14 protein-coding genes and 1 pseudogene are annotated in these 13,731 nt (G+C 58.6%); 13 read left to right on the forward strand and 2 right to left on the reverse strand.

Features of this window, described 5'->3' with window-relative positions; all coding sequences use genetic code 11:
• Positions 1-272: pseudogene (gene glyA / locus ABID26_RS36585) on the reverse strand (serine hydroxymethyltransferase); the annotation flags it as partial.
• 548 nt (positions 273-820) lie between these two features.
• Here glyA and ABID26_RS36590 point away from each other — a divergent pair.
• Genes ABID26_RS36590 through ABID26_RS36600 form a run of 3 tightly spaced genes read left to right on the forward strand, consistent with a single transcriptional unit; the run spans position 821 to position 2,031 of the window.
• Positions 821-1,012, forward strand: a complete 192-nt coding sequence (locus ABID26_RS36590; RefSeq protein ID WP_354418338.1) for a hypothetical protein — start codon at positions 821-823, stop codon at positions 1,010-1,012.
• A 32-nt stretch (positions 1,013-1,044) separates the two neighbouring features.
• Positions 1,045-1,491 (forward strand): hypothetical protein, encoded by a 447-nt coding sequence (locus tag ABID26_RS36595; protein WP_354418340.1) that lies wholly within the window; start codon positions 1,045-1,047, stop codon positions 1,489-1,491.
• 39 nt (positions 1,492-1,530) lie between these two features.
• Positions 1,531-2,031 (forward strand): hypothetical protein, encoded by a 501-nt coding sequence (locus ABID26_RS36600; protein WP_354418342.1) that lies wholly within the window; start codon positions 1,531-1,533, stop codon positions 2,029-2,031.
• Positions 2,032-2,218: 187 nt separating this feature from the next.
• Here ABID26_RS36600 and ABID26_RS37125 read toward each other — a convergent pair whose 3' ends face one another.
• Positions 2,219-2,398: an antitoxin Xre/MbcA/ParS-like domain-containing protein gene (locus ABID26_RS37125; protein ID WP_435528651.1), complete on the reverse strand. Its 180-nt coding sequence runs from the start codon at positions 2,396-2,398 to the stop codon at positions 2,219-2,221.
• Between the two features lie 288 nt (positions 2,399-2,686).
• On the opposite strand from ABID26_RS37125, the gene ABID26_RS36605 reads away from it, so the two are divergent.
• The 10 genes from ABID26_RS36605 to tnpB form a co-directional block, all read left to right on the forward strand.
• Positions 2,687-4,288, forward strand: a complete 1,602-nt coding sequence (locus ABID26_RS36605; RefSeq protein WP_354418344.1) for an ABC transporter substrate-binding protein — start codon at positions 2,687-2,689, stop codon at positions 4,286-4,288.
• Positions 4,289-4,291: 3 nt separating this feature from the next.
• On the forward strand, positions 4,292-5,233 hold the full coding sequence (locus ABID26_RS36610; RefSeq protein WP_354418346.1) for an ABC transporter permease: 942 nt from the start codon (positions 4,292-4,294) through the stop codon (positions 5,231-5,233).
• A gap of 22 nt (positions 5,234-5,255) precedes the next feature.
• Positions 5,256-6,116 (forward strand): ABC transporter permease, encoded by an 861-nt coding sequence (locus tag ABID26_RS36615; protein ID WP_354418357.1) that lies wholly within the window; start codon positions 5,256-5,258, stop codon positions 6,114-6,116.
• A 1-nt stretch (position 6,117) separates the two neighbouring features.
• Positions 6,118-7,140 (forward strand): ABC transporter ATP-binding protein, encoded by a 1,023-nt coding sequence (locus ABID26_RS36620; protein ID WP_354418347.1) that lies wholly within the window; start codon positions 6,118-6,120, stop codon positions 7,138-7,140.
• Positions 7,137-8,189 (forward strand): ABC transporter ATP-binding protein, encoded by a 1,053-nt coding sequence (locus tag ABID26_RS36625; RefSeq protein ID WP_354418349.1) that lies wholly within the window; start codon positions 7,137-7,139, stop codon positions 8,187-8,189. Before ABID26_RS36620 ends, ABID26_RS36625 begins: the two co-directional genes overlap by 4 nt.
• 35 nt (positions 8,190-8,224) lie before the next feature.
• Positions 8,225-8,374: a hypothetical protein gene (locus tag ABID26_RS36630; RefSeq protein ID WP_354418351.1), complete on the forward strand. Its 150-nt coding sequence runs from the start codon at positions 8,225-8,227 to the stop codon at positions 8,372-8,374.
• A gap of 126 nt (positions 8,375-8,500) precedes the next feature.
• Positions 8,501-11,512, forward strand: a complete 3,012-nt coding sequence (locus ABID26_RS36635; RefSeq protein WP_354418353.1) for a WD40/YVTN/BNR-like repeat-containing protein — start codon at positions 8,501-8,503, stop codon at positions 11,510-11,512.
• A 68-nt stretch (positions 11,513-11,580) separates the two neighbouring features.
• Positions 11,581-12,620 (forward strand): IS630 family transposase gene (locus ABID26_RS36640; protein ID WP_354418359.1). Its coding sequence is split into 2 segments (ribosomal slippage): positions 11,581-12,067 and positions 12,067-12,620, totalling 1,041 coding nucleotides; the frame shifts between segments, so codons are not numbered across the junction.
• 419 nt (positions 12,621-13,039) lie between these two features.
• Positions 13,040-13,480 (forward strand): IS66-like element accessory protein TnpA, encoded by a 441-nt coding sequence (gene tnpA, locus ABID26_RS36645; RefSeq protein ID WP_354418355.1) that lies wholly within the window; start codon positions 13,040-13,042, stop codon positions 13,478-13,480.
• The coding region (tnpB, locus tag ABID26_RS36650; protein WP_354418356.1) for an IS66 family insertion sequence element accessory protein TnpB at positions 13,477-13,731 on the forward strand (255 nt) is incomplete at its 3' end. The genes tnpA and tnpB, both read left to right, overlap by 4 nt.

A 13,731-nucleotide genomic window follows, 5' to 3' on the forward strand; every position in this document is an offset into this window, starting at 1 on the left:
CCGAACATCGCCTTGGCTCGCTCTATAGCGAGGCGTTCAATGGCATCGACGTTTTCGACGCCGGCGTGGTATCGCTTTCCCGGATAGCCCTCAACTGTGGTGAATACCACCATTGACCCCATCGCTTCCCGCACCGCTTTACTCATGTAATTCTTCGGGGCGATCAATTCCACCTGGCTACGCTGCCTCGACTCGTCTGCCAAGATGTACCGCGCCACTTCGGGATCCGCCTGAGCTAGGGGCTCCTCGAAAAACCATCTCTTTGCTTTCATGTGGAAGTCTCCTTTGGATTGTATAAACTCGGCGACAGCGCATCCCCAAATGCGCTGTTCGGCAATTATCGCGCCGACCAAAAACTCTTCTGCTCTCTGAAGTACTTCTGCCAAGTGGGGAGGACAAATAGGTCGGAACTATCGCAGGCATCGACAGTGCCTATCCCCGGAACGCTGGAAAATTCTTCCCTCGAAAAGGCCATGCTTGCTGGCTCACTCACCAACGCGCAGGCGAATTGCAGCGACTTTCGGCCGGAAACAGATTAAGCAGGAAGGCTTGGGACCGCCGTACCCTTGTCGCGGTCGACGAAGCCGCGATGATGGATGCGAAGGTGACTGGCGAGGTGTTGCGCGAGGCGCGGCTCTCCGGCGCCAAAGTCATTCTGGCCGGACGATCGGCAGCTAGGTTCGATCGAGCGCGGCGGGGCTTTTCACCGAACTGAAAAGAAGGAGCACGGCTCGACCGAGTTACGCAGGTCACGCGGCAAAATGCCGACTGGCAGCGCGAGGCGGCGCGGGATCTTGCGGACGGACGGTTCGAGCAAGCCTTGCGTGCCTTCGCCCGGAACAAGTCCGTCATCTGGACATCGAAGCAGGAGGAACTGGGCGCAAAGCTGGTCGAGCAGTGGGCGAAGGATACGGCGGTGGATCCGAACGCATCGCAGTTCGTGTTCGCCTATACCACGGGATGTCGATGCCCTGAACAAGGATCCGCGCGGGGTCCGGAAACAGCGCGGTGAGCTCGGCGAGGATCTTATCTTCACGACCAAACATGGCGGTGGGTGATCGGTTACAGTTCACCGACACGCTGAAAGGCGTCGGCATCTATAACGGCAATGCCGGCGTCATTACGAAGATCGATCGCAATCTCGGCCGCATCGGCGTGACGCTCGAGGCGGCCGCGGGCCGGGAGGGGCGAAGGTCGAGTGGAACGCATCGGAGCTTAACGGCTTCCGGCACGGCTATGCCGGCACGATCTATTCGATCACACCTATCTCATGCACACGCATCACTGCCGGGCGATCTCGAGCTATGTCGCGTGACAAGGCAACGGGAAAGCGCAAAAGCGTTCGTGGCGACCGAGACGGCGCGCGATCTCAGGCAACCGGCACGCCAGATCGGCCGCAACGAGATCAAGTCGGCGTCAGTGGCTTATGCGACAGCGGATGAGCTGACGCCCGAGCAAAAGACCAAACTAGGCACAGGCGCCCCCTCATGAAGGGGCGCGCGGAAGGATGCCACTAACAAAGAGGGAATGATGGAGCGCACCGCAGACGCCGCCCGGCCTGCCGGCACCTGGGAGGCTGCACCGTCAACCGGAAACGAGTCGCCCAATCACGGGGCAGGTCACGCGGCGCGGTCGACCGAGGGCAACATTCTCGTGCCGGCTTTCGACGGGCAGGGCGCCGACGGCATTCGCCGCGACAGTCTCCGCAGTGGCCTTGGCGACAGGAGCGTGGCCGCCGCTGTTTCGGAGGATGCCCAGGTGCGGCGCGAGTTGGCTGACCGCACGATCTACCTGCAGACAGCCTATCGCGATCCGAAGGCGGCCACGGCGCGGCTCGACGAGATCATCGCCCGCGACGACGCGACGAGTGCGGCCCGGCGTCTCGCCTCCGATCCAGCCCAGCTCGGCGAATTGCGCAGCCGCGACGGCTTCTTCGCCCAGGGCAAAGCCCGCGGTTGTAATATCTTGTTTGCGTATAACAAACTACAGATTCCTATAACTGCGGTAATCCGAAGCTTATTTAGCAGTTAAATATATAAATGACACCAGCACCCGCATAATTGCACATATTGTATATAACGTTCACCTAGTGCTCTGTTCATCACAGACCTTTGCAGACGTTTCTGCTGCGGAGCTAACCGTTGCTATCCGATCCTCCTTGAGCATTTCGATCGGAATTCTGCCGTCCAACAGGTTCGACGGGCAAACTAGCCAAAACTCAGGCAGCGCGCCGATTTGCGATTTGAGACAGCACCCCGCTTATACCTGTTATACCTGCGATCGGCCTTCCATCTATAAACTGAACGAGGCGAAATACGTGTTTGTGGCTGCCTTTGCGCAAGGCAATTATCTCATTGCGTCGATTGGCGCGAAGGAGAGGCACATGAATAGATGCCATCTATGCCTACAATAGTTCTGAGCTATTTGTCGCTTAGCGGAAGGTATGGCTTAGATTGAAAGCGGACAACCCTAGCCTAGCCACGGATCGAAGCCTCTTACACAAAGAATTGAATAGCAAATATCGCTTTCCATCGGTGAGTTTCTGAGGTTCGGATGGCAGAATAGGAGAGGTCCGGCACATCATGGAGTTGCCCTATAAAAAGCCGGCCAAGTGGGAGATCGTGGCCGGAGATGACGGGGCTGCTTCACATCCATGAGATATTAGTTACAAAGGGGAACTGAGGAAATGAATATCACTCGGCGGACACTTGTCAATACGGGCCTAATAGCCGTGGGAGCGACCTTGTCGTTTCCTTCAATACTTCGAGCTCAAGCCGATGCCGAAGGAGACGCGGTGAGGTGGTCAAGAAGTCTGCCCACAATTCTCGACCCATACACAACGACTGACTCGAATACTGTCGACTACGCGTTCGGTGTTTACGATATGTTATTTGGACTCGATTCAAAGCTTGTTCCGCAGCCGCAAATGTTGGATAGTTGGAGTGTGTCCGACGACAAGAAGACCTATACCTTCTCCCTTCGTGATCGGCTAAGCTGGCACGATGGCACCCCGGTGACGGCTGCGGATTGTGTTGCTTCGTTACGCCGTTGGTTCCAAACGCCCGGCGGGCAACTCGTGAATGAGCGCATGAAGGATGTCTCAAAGCTCGACGAAAAGTCCTTCGTAATCACATTAAAGAAACCGCTCGGAGTGCTGATTGATCAACTTGCGCAGGTTGTCACGTACCCGCTTTTCATCCTGCGTGAACAAGATGCTCGTCACCCTCCTACGGATGCGGTAACCACGCATATTGGTTCCGGGCCATTTAAATTTAATGAGGAACTCTATGCACCCGGAGCGAGCATCACTTTTGACAAGTATGATGGCTACGTCCCGCGCGACGATGCTCCCGACGAACTGGCCGGGGCCAAAATCGCTAGGGCTCGCCGCGTAGTTTGGGTTAAGCTCCCCGATCCGCAAACGGCCATGGCTGCGCTGCAAGCCGGCGAAGTCGATGTCCTCGTTGAGCCTCCCGCCGATCTTTTCCCTGTCGTCGAAAGTGACCCGAACCTTGTGCTCGAAAATCTATACAAGTCGGGTTCCGACTATTTCTTGCGTATGAATTGTCTTCAGAAGCCATTTGACAACGTGAAGGCCCGGCAGGCGGTGCTGCATCTTATTAATCAAGATGCGTTCCTGAGTGTCATTAATCCATCTCTAAAGGGCAATCGCAATGTGACATCATTGTTTGGAATCAATACGCCATTTTCCAACGACGCAAACACCAACTGGTTCCAGAAGGGCGGCGACCCGGAGAAGGCCAAACAACTACTACAAGAGGCTGGCTATGCTGGCGAGAAAGTTGTTATTCTCGACCCCGCCGACTGGACTGAGGGCCATAATGCATCGCTATTCTTGGCGTCGGAACTTCGTAAGATCGGATTGAACGTCGAACTAGCATCTAGCGATTGGGCTGGCCTTGTTGCCAGGAGGGCTAAGAAAGACTCGGTTGAAAACGGTGGCTGGAGCATTTTTATCAGCTTCCTTCCGGACTTCTCACTAACTAATCCCAACTCTGCTGCAATCATGGCAATGAATGGCGAACAGGGCTGGGTTGGCTGGCCTCAGGCCGACCAATATGAGGTTCTTCGAGCTAAATGGGCGGATGTCACAGAAATCGAAGCGCACCGCGCTCTGGCACGCGAAATGCAGCAGATTTGGTGGGACTATGCGAGTACGGCTTACTTGGGGCAAGTTCCCACGCTAACGGCATACCGAAAGGACCTCACTGGCCTTTTCGGCGTGCAGGCAGGACGTTTGCTGATGTGGAATATGCGAAAGGACTGAGTTTTGGTTACGTACATCTTTCGCAGAATGATCTCGGCCATCGTCGTTATGGCGATGGTCGGGGTGTTCATCTTCCTACTTGTCAGGCTGGCGCCGGGTGATCCCGCAGACATCATCGCCGGACCGTCAGCCACGGACCAAACTGTTGCGGATATACGGGAGCAACTTGGACTCAACGCGCCACTACCGGTGCAGTTCCGGCGATGGGCGGGGAACCTGCTGAATGGGGATTTAGGCACGTCGGTTTTTGCCGGGCGTCCTGTTCTCCAACTCATCCGGCAAAGACTGCAGCCGACCCTTTCAGTCTCGCTCTCGACACTGTTCGTTTCGGTAACCGTTGGAGTGACGTTTGGAATCCTCGCGGCTTGGCGAGCCGGAGGCATCCTCGACCGCGTCCTGATCGCGTTTTCAGCCCTTAGTTACTCTGTTCCGGTGTTCGTGGTGGGCTATTGCCTTATTTACTTCTTTGCTATTCAGACGCGATGGTTGCCGGTTCAAGGCTATGCATCAATCAACGATGGCATAGGCCCCTGGCTTGCTCGCTTAATCTTGCCTACGATCGCGTTAAGTTTGGCTTATATTGCTTTCATTACTCGGATCACGCGAGCAAGTATGCTCGAGGTGCTGTCTGAGGATTACATGCGTACGGCCGCGGCCAAGGGCGCGTCCCCGTATGCTATGCTGTTTCACCATGCCCTGAAGAATTCAGCAGCACCAATCCTCACGGTTATCGGCCTCAGCTTCGCTTATTTGGTTAGCGGTGCCGTGCTGACTGAAACAGTGTTTAACATTCCTGGGATAGGGCGGCTTGTTGTCGACGCGATCAATAATCGCGACTACCCAATCATTCAAGGCGTGCTCATCCTCATCTCGGGCATCTACGTTCTCATCAATCTTGCGGTCGACCTCGCCTACACGCTGGTCGATCCTCGAATTAGGTACTGACATGTCGTTCACGAATTCCTTAATGAGCGCTGGGCAACCGGACCGGTTCCGGATCGGCGGCCTCGCTCATCTTGCACGCCGGTATCCGGTTGTCTTGATCGGCGCGGGTCTCCTGACCCTTCTGATCGCTCTAGCGATTTCTGCCCCTCTCTTTGCACGCGATCCAGTAAACATGGATCCCTTTTTCCGACTGCAGCCGCCGTCCGATGAACATTGGTTCGGGACGGACAACTTGGGCCGGGACGTGTTCGCCCGAGCGATCTACGGCGCGCGCGTATCGCTTATGGTCGGATTAATTTCGGCGCTCGTGTCGGCGTGTGTCGGGATGCTGATCGGCGTCGTCGCCGGCTACGTTCGAAGCTTTGATAATGTCATTATGCGGGTTATGGACGCCTTGATGTCGATCCCGACCTTTCTACTTGCGATCGCGCTCATCTCACTGACCGGGCCGGGGATTGAGATGCTCATCGCTGCCATCGCAATCCCTCAAACGCCAAGCGTGGCCCGCCTTGTGCGCTCAGTGGTCTTAAGCGTGCGGGAGCGTCCCTACGTAGACGCCGCGGTCTGCGGCGGTGGGCGACTGCATAAAATTCTGTGGCGACATGTTCTTCCGAGTACCATCCCACCGCTCATGGTACAAGGCTCCCTTGTCTGTGCGGATGCAATCATGACCGAGGCCGCGCTGAGCTTCCTCGGCGTCGGCGTACCACCTGAGATCCCGAGTTGGGGGAATATGATCTCCAGTTCGCGTCTCTATCTCGCCACCGCCCCGCTGACGATCTTCGCTCCCGGCATCTTACTCGCGGTCACGGTTTTGGCGGTTAATCTCCTCGGCGATGGCCTACGCGACGTGTTCGATCCCCGCGCGAAACGGAGGCACTGAGATGCTGATGCAACAATTCAGGGAGGATAGAATAATCGAGAACGACGTGCTTCTCGATGTTCGAGATCTCGAGACCCACTTCTTCGGGGGAGAGAGTACCACCCGCGCCTTAGGCGGGGTCAGCTTCCAGGTGAAGAAAGGCGAAACGCTTGGCGTAGTCGGCGAATCAGGCTGCGGAAAAAGCGTGACGGCGCTGTCCATTCTGCGCTTACTGCCGAAGTCGTCCGCCAGGACTGTGGGCGGCGAGGTTCGTTTTCACGGCCACAATCTCCTCGATCTCTCAGAGCGGGAGATGCGCAAGATCCGTGGCGACAAGATCGCCATGATCTTCCAGGATCCGATGACGAGCCTCAATCCGGTCTACAGGGTCGGCCGCCAAATCGCGGAGGCGGTGCAAATCCACACTGGCGCCTCCCGGTCGACCGCACTGGCCAGGGCCGAAGAGATGCTCCGCCTCGTGCGCATCGCGGATCCCGAACGCCGTGCGAACAACTACCCCCACGAGATGTCAGGCGGCATGCGCCAGCGCGCCATGATTGCCATGGCGCTTGCTTGTTTGCCCGAACTCCTGATCGCCGACGAGCCAACGACAGCGCTTGATGTCACTATCCAGGCGCAGATCCTGCGGCTGATCGTCGATTTGAAGGAGCGCACGGGAACTGCGGTGATGTTCATCACCCATGACCTCGGCGTAGTGGCCGAAACCTGCCAGCGCGTGATCGTGATGTACGCCGGCCGTATCGTCGAGCAGGCAACGGTGGCGGATCTTTTCGCGCGGCCCGTGCATCCATACACAAAGGCTCTGATGCGCTCGGTCCCTGATAGGCGACATGGAAAAGAGCGCCGCCTGCCGGAAATTCCGGGCATCGTGCCGAGCCTGCGCGAGCCTATTGTCGGATGCAGCTTTGCACCACGTTGTCCGTTCGCGACCGCAGTCTGTTGGGAGAAGGCGCCAATTCTTGAGGACTACGGCGCGGATCATGCAGCCGCCTGCTGGCATGCTAAGGACGTCGTGAGCGCATGAGTGCTCCTTTGTTGAAGGTCGAGAAACTGGTCAAGCACTATCCACTCGGCGGGGGGATCTTCAATAGAGATCCATTGGTCGTGCGGGCAGTCGAGGATGTCTCCTTTTCTGTCGGAGCGGGCGAGACCCTCTGCATTGTCGGCGAGTCCGGTTGCGGCAAATCCACAGTCGCACGGCTCTTGATGCGACTCGTGGATCCGACGAATGGCCGTGTGCTGCTCGAGGGAACGGATATTGCAAGCTTGAAGAAAAACGAGCTTCGGAATTGGCGCCGTCGGATGCAGATGGTGTTTCAGGATCCCTATTCGTCGCTAAATCCACGGCTAACGGCCGCTCAGATCATCACAGAGCCCGTCGAGAACTTCGAGCGTCTGGGCCACAGAAAGCGCCAAGCCCTCGCGGCGGAGCTCTTGCAAAAGGTAGGCCTTGCGCCCGAGATCATGCACAGGCTTCCCTCGGAATTGTCAGGCGGTCAGCGCCAGCGGCTTGCGATTGCGCGCGCGCTGTCCCTCAAACCCTCGATCATCATCGCGGACGAAGCGGTCTCCGCGCTTGATGTCTCGGTGCAGGCGCAAATACTGAACCTGCTCATGGACCTCCAGGAGCAAACGGGGATTGCCTTCGTTTTCATCTCGCATGATCTTGGCGTTGTGGAGCATATCGGTCATCGTGTGGCGGTCATGTATTTGGGGCGTATCGTGGAACTCGCCCCGTGCGAGGCTCTCTTCACCAAGCCGGTCCATCCCTACACCGAGGCGCTGATCGCGGCAGCACCAGTACCGGACCCAACGCGTGTCCGGCTGGAGGCCCCAGTCGAGGGCGAGGTGCCAAGCCCCATCAATCCGCCGAGCGGTTGCGCGTTTCACCCGCGCTGCCCGTTCGCGGTCGAGCGTTGTCGGACCACGGTGCCGCCATCGGTGCCAATGGCAGACGGGCGGGTCGTGGCCTGCCATGTGCGCGCTCCATCCGCGGAATTTCCGGGACGGCAAGAGATGGCGGGCAGTGCTCAGCTCGCTTCCGTTGCAGGGCCACACGGTTCGGTGCTGTAGACACGTTATTCAACATTCCCGGGAAGGAGACAGACATGGATTTTATCGAGCGGATTTTTGGCGTGGCCCCGGATGGGGGCGACGGCACCACCGAGATGCTCTACATTGCGGTCGCGCTCGCAGTCGCAGCGATGGTGGCCGCCCGCGTTTGGCTCCGCCGACGTGCGGCAATGCGCCGCCGCTAGCTCTATGAAATTCGTGAAATGGGTCGCAGCGCGCACGCGGGAGATCGGCCGCCCCGGCGGTGGGATACAATACTTCCGGAGCGGTGGGGCGGCTGGTGATCTGAATCGGTAACCAGGTACATTTTGATGAAAACATTAAAATCCGGATGGATTGATCCTGCCCTGTTCAAAGCGCTGCGCTGGCGGCACATCGGTCCTTTTCGTGGGGGACGGGTGATTGCGGTGACCGGCGTACCCGGTGAGCCTGGTCTCTTCTACTTCGGCGCGGCGGCGGGCGGTGTCTGGAAGACGCAGGACAATGGAGGACATTGGACGCCAATCTTCGATCAGGTGCCCGACAGTTCAATCGGGGCGATTGCTGTCGCGCCGTCTAATCATCAGGTAATCTATGTCGGCACCGGGGAGGGGGCTTTGCGTAACGACATCACCAATGGGCGAGGAGTCTATAAGTCGATCGATGGCGGAAAAAGCTGGACCCATATCGGCTTGTCCGACACCGGCCAGATTGGCGAGCTGGTCGTGGATCCCCGAAATGCCGATATCGTGCTCGTGGCTGCGATCGGGCACCCGTTCGGCCCTAATTCACAAAGAGGTGTGTTCAGAAGCACCGATGGCGGCAAGAGCTGGAAAAAGGTTCTCTATCGCGACGAAAACACCGGCGCTGCCGATGTCACTTATGATCCGGACAATCCCGACATTGTCTATGCCTCACTGTGGCAGGTCAGCATGCGTCCGTGGGGGGATATCTCGGCAGGCCCTGGGAGCGGCTTGTTCCGCTCGCAGGACGGAGGCAGAACGTGGATTGAACTAAAAGGCAACGGTCTTCCTAACGGGCCGTTAGGACGGATCGGGGTTTCGGTCTCGGGCGCGGACTCGCGTCGTGTCTACGCGCTGATCGAGGCCGATTGGTCGGATAAGCTGTTCGGTAGCCCGCCAATCGGAGAGCCCGACGGGGGAGGGCTCTACCGATCAGACGATGGTGGTGAGCACTGGGTCCGGACTAGCGACGACTGGCGAATTCGGAACAGGCCCTTGTACTACGGAAAGGTTTTTGCCGATCCCCACTGCGCGGACACCATTTATATTGTCAATACTGCGGTGCAGCGTTCGACGGATGGTGGCAAGAGTTTCGCCCCTGCACCATTTCCTGGTTATGATCATCATTATCTATGGATCGACCCAGCCGACCCGGGTCGGATCATCAGCGGCAGCGACGCCGGCGCCAGCGTCTCAATCGACGAAGGACAGACTTGGTCGACATATGACAATCAGCCGCTCGCCCAATTCTATCATGTCGGCGCCGACAATCGTTTTCCCTATTGGGTCTACGGCGCGCAGCAGGACTTTGGGAACATAGCAATCGCTTCCTACTCCAGCGAAGGGGCAATCGGGCCTCGCTCGTGGTATCCGGCGGGCGGCGGAGAAACTGGGTTCGTCATACCGGATCCGCGCAATCCGATGATTATCTTTTCGGCGACCGCCGAGATGATCGGCCGCTATGACAAGCAGAAGGAACAGTGGCAGAACATCAGCGTTTCGGCTGCTCCCGACCCCTGGGGAGTGGGCGCCGAACTCGCGCACCGCTTCAACTGGTGGAACTCCCCTCTGATGCTCTCACCGCACGATCCGGACGTGCTGTACGCCGCATCTGAGATGGTGTGGAAATCGGCCGATCAGGGCAACAACTGGACCGCGATCAGCCCCGACCTCACGCGAAATGACAAGAGCAAACAGCAGTGGAAGGCAATTTGGGGCAGCTATGATGCTATTGTTTCGCTTGCCGAGTCCCCGCTCAGAAAGGGACTGCTCTGGGTTGGCTCGGACGACGGGCTGATCAATATGACGCGTGATGGCGGCACCCATTGGACCAACGTCACGCCGGGCGGGGTGGCTCCTTGGTCCTTCGTGTCGAAGATCGAGCCGTCACGGTTCAATGCCGAGGCCGCGTATGTTGCGATCGACAGTCACAGACTCGATGATTGGAAGCCTTCAGGCTTCAAAACCGCTGACGGCGGAAGGACCTGGGTCTCCATTGCCGGCGATTTACCCGAAGATGCCATTGTCCATGCAGTGCGGGAGGATCCGGCACGCCAAGGGTTACTTTATGCCGCAACTGAGCGCGGGGTCTTCGTTTCGTTCGACGACGGAGTTCACTGGCAGCCGCTGCAATTGAATCTTCCCGCCACTCCGATTTACGACATCATGGTAAAAAATGATGATTTGGTGGTCGCAACCCACGGCCGCGGTTTTTGGATTCTCGACAATGTAACGCCGCTACGCCAGATCACTGCCGGAGCGGGAGCGCGCGAAGCCATGCTCTTAGCGCCCAAGACCGCTTACATGGTAGGCACCCAGACCTTTCGCGGTTCAACCGACGCCGTTGGCAAGAACCCGCCCCCGGGAGCCGCGATTGACTATGTGCTGATAAAAAGACCCCGGGGAGAGGTCACTCTCGACATCCTGGATGTACATGGCGCGCTGATCCGCCGCCTCTCGAGCATCGAAGCAAGCAAAGAGCAACAGGCTCCCCAGTATGTCACAGACACCGTTCGTTCGGACAAGATCCCCACCGAAGCAGGGATGAACAGGGTTTATTGGGACTTCCGCACCAGCGACCCAGAGCAGGTTCCGGAAGCTAATTATTATGGCGGGTTCGCTCGCGGCGTACTGGTCCCTCCCGGCAGATACAGAGTGCGCCTCGGTGTTGACGGAAGGACTTACGAGCGGCCTTTGACCTTGGCCGTTGATCCCCGCGCCGCTGGGAGGGAAGGGGCGAACGCGGAACGGTTCGCTCTGCAATTGGCGGTACTGAAGGATATCGATCGGCTCCACAAAGCGATGAACGAACTCAGGAAATGGCGCCCACGCACGGCAGACCAGGCTCATGTCGGCAAAATGAGCGTATCCGCATCCAAGCTGGCACAACTTGCCGGCGAAATGGACTCGATCGACGCTGCGCTCGTAAAGATGAATACAAACTCTTTCGCCCAAGCCTATTGCTTCCCGTACGAACTTGAAGTCTACACTCCGCCCAGACAGCAGGAACGGGCGCTTGTCGATGGATTGCATCAGAGAGTCGAGACAGCACTGGCAACATGGTCGAGTCTCAGGGCTGATACCAAAGGCGGCATGAGGTGACTCACGGCGCTTTCATTGTTTTGGATGGCATGATTCGGTTGGTGCAGAAGCGATTCGCGGATCAGACCATGCCAGCAGCGGTGAAGTTACGGACGGACTATTCGGCGGGCGCGTTGCGGCGCTTCGCGACGCAGACGAAAGACGCCAAGCAAAGCCGACGTCTGCTGTCGCTGGCGGCGGTGCTGGACGGCCTGAACCGTGAGGAGGCGGCCCGCATCGGAGGGATGGATCGCCAGACTTTGCGCGACTGGGTTCACCGTTTCAACGAGCAGGGTCTGGACGGGCTCACGAATAGTTGGAGCGGCGGCGCGAAAGGTCGGCTTTCCGCCAAACGGAAGGTGGAACTGGCCAAAATCGTTGAAGACGGCCCTGATCGGGCCGTAGACGGTGTGGTTCGTTGGCGACGTGTCGATCTCCAACGTGTCATCAAGGAGCGTTTCGATGTCGATTATTGCGATCGCTATGTCGGGACGCTGCTCCAGGAACTCGGCTTCAGCCACATCAGCGCCCGACCACGTCACCCGATGCGGGATGCCCGGATCGTTGAGGCTTATAAAAAAACTTCCCGCGCACGCTGAAAGCGCACCTGGCCGCCTTGCCGAAGGGAAAGCCGATCGAGATTTGGTGGCAGGACGAGGCCCGCATTGGCCAGAAGAACGGCATCGTGCGGCAATGGGCACGCCGGGGAACCCGACCCCGACAACCCGCAGATCAGCGTTACGCCATGTGCCCGGCACGGGGTGCCGGAGCCGCCCTGGTGCTCCCCTATGCCGATACCTGGGCTATGCAGCAACATCTCGACGAGATCAGCCGCCATGTGAAGCGCGGAGCCCACGCGGTGCTCCTACTCGACCGGGCCGGATGGCACACGACCGACAAGCTGAAGGTGCCGAGAAACATCTCGCCGATCTTCCTGCCCTCGCGCTCGCCGGAGCTGAATCCCGTCGAGAACGTCTGGCAGATCATGCGCCAGAACTGGCTCTCGAACCACGTCTTCGATACCTACAACGACATCATCGAGGCCGCCCGCGAGGCTTGGCGAAAACTCATCGCCCAGCCCGAGACGATCACCTCCATTGGAATGCGCCAGTGGGCACACATCCGTTAAAGCAAATGACTCTTGGTATGAGTTGAGCAAGTAGGGTCAGGATCGAGCTCGTCGACCGCAGCGGCTCGCGAGATCAGCGCGGATCAGCAGCCCGATCGAAAACTCACCCTGCCCCCTAGGTACTCGATTCGCTCCTCTGCAAAATAGTCTAGACGGATTCCTGCGAAAGCACCCACGTCGGGAGGTCGACTATATGCCTGGTAAGACCTTATGTCCTTTCTGGTTGCCGGCTGTGAGGTGGTTCGCCCTACACTGGCAGTGTTGAAGCGAGGGTTGCTCGTCGAGCCTATCCTCATGCCAGGAGGACGAACCATGGAAGAATATAGCGAAGTTTTGTAAGCGGTGTTTCCGGGCCACCTTTCGGGAGTGATCGCGATCTGTGAGGTTGCCGATCCTGTATTGGGATCGGAGATAGGCTTGTGTCTGGACTTGACCTTACGCTTGACCCGGAGCGGCAGCCTCGGCGTTTTGAGGTGATCAACGGTGCTGGCGGCCGGCGTCACTGGTCGATGGATGATAAGGCGCGGATCGTGGCGGAGACGCTGGAACCGAACGCAATCATTTCCGAAGTCGCCCGGCGTTATGGTCTCAGGCCACAGCAGGTCTTCGCCTGGCGGCGCGAAGCGCGCAAACAGGCCGCTTCGGTGCAGCAGGAATCCCCGGCCTTCGTGCCGGCGGTGGTGACGGCGCCGCCTCCGGAACCCGCGGCGACGCGTCCAGCGCAGCCGCGGAAGCGGAAGGCGACCCGCGGCGTTGGCGTGATCGAGCTTGAGATCGACGGCATCGCCATGCGGGTTGGCCGCGGCGCAGACGCCAAGACGGTTGCGGCGGTGATCCGTGCGCTGAAGGCAACGTCGTGATCGGGCCGACGGGCGCCGTCAAGGTCATGGTGGCGACAAAGCCAGTGGACTTCCGCAAGGGGGCGGAGGGGCTGGCTGCGTTGGTGCGCGAGACGATGGGCGCCGATCCGTTCAGTGGCGCAGTCTATGTGTTCCGGGCGAAACGAACGGATCGGGTCAAGCTGATCTTCTGGGACGGCACCGGCGTCTGCCTCTATGCGAAGCGGCTGGAGGATGGCGAGTTCCGCTGGCCGAAAGTGCAGGATGGCGTG

Source organism: Mesorhizobium shonense, assembly GCF_040545255.1.
GTDB lineage: Bacteria > Pseudomonadota > Alphaproteobacteria > Rhizobiales > Rhizobiaceae > Mesorhizobium > Mesorhizobium shonense.